General features: G+C 67.2%; 2 protein-coding genes. Both read left to right on the top strand.

Annotation, left to right across the window (positions count from 1 at the left end; genetic code table 11):
• Window positions 1-130: 130 nt before the first annotated feature.
• Window positions 131-658 carry a hypothetical protein gene (locus ACXJKR_RS33660; protein WP_157281927.1) on the top strand — a complete coding sequence of 176 codons (528 nt, stop codon included), beginning with the start codon at window positions 131-133 and terminating at the stop codon, window positions 656-658.
• 66 nt (window positions 659-724) lie between these two features.
• Window positions 725-896 (top strand): CDP-alcohol phosphatidyltransferase family protein (locus ACXJKR_RS33655; RefSeq protein WP_457326563.1); only part of this gene is annotated, 172 nt, incomplete at its 3' end.

Here is an 896-nt window from a genome sequence, read left to right as displayed (position 1 = left end):
GCGCTGCACTGAGGTGTAGAACGCTTACGCTGCGTTGCATTGCGCTACCAGCGCCGCAGTCGCGGTGAGAAATTCGTCGCACCTCGAGCAGGGGACGAAGCAGAACAATGCGAGCCATGAGGAGAACGCCGTGCCCACCATCGCCCCCTTGAAACGCGCCGCACGCTGGCTGATCGGTCCGCTGCTGGCCGGCTGCGCGGCAACGCCACGTGCACCGGCGCCTGTGGTGCCCACTGACGGCGTGCCACGCGCCGTGGTTCTAGAGCCCGCGCCGCAGCCGTCGCCAACCGTTGTGGCGGCCCCCAAGCCCGCCGGCTTGCCGCCGCCCAAGCCGGTGCGCACCCACGACGAGTTGCGTCGCCAGGCCGCGGAGCGCCTCGTCATGGCCAACCCGGAAGGCAGCTTCATGACCAAGGCGCCCTCGCATGTACTGAGCGTCGTGGTGCTGGAGATCGAGGTCAAGGCCGACGGCAGCGTGCGTCGCGTCAACGTCGTCCGCAAGCCCAGGTTTGCACCGGAAACCCTGCAGCTGGCCATCGACGCCATCCATCGCGCTGCGCCCTTTGGCGACGTGCGCCGCATGCCTGAGCCCTGGAAGTTCACCGAGACCTTCCTTTTCGAAGAGGACCGGCGCTTCAAGCCGCTCAGCCTGAACTGAGGGCTGGCCGCCACAGTTGCGCCGGCGGTGCCCCGGGGCGGGCGTCGACATGGGCACAATGCTGGCATGTTCCTGACGCTGCCGACTCTGTTGACCTGGGCCCGCATCGTGGCGATCCCGCTGATCGTCGGCGTGTTCTATCTGGAAATGCAGCCGGCGCACAAGAATCTGTTCGCGACGGTCCTGTTCGTCGTGGTCGCGTTGACCGACTGGCTGGACGGCTATCTGGCACGCAAGC

Source organism: Roseateles sp. P5_E11, assembly GCF_054049355.1.
This window is presented reverse-complemented; position numbering and strand designations above follow the sequence as displayed.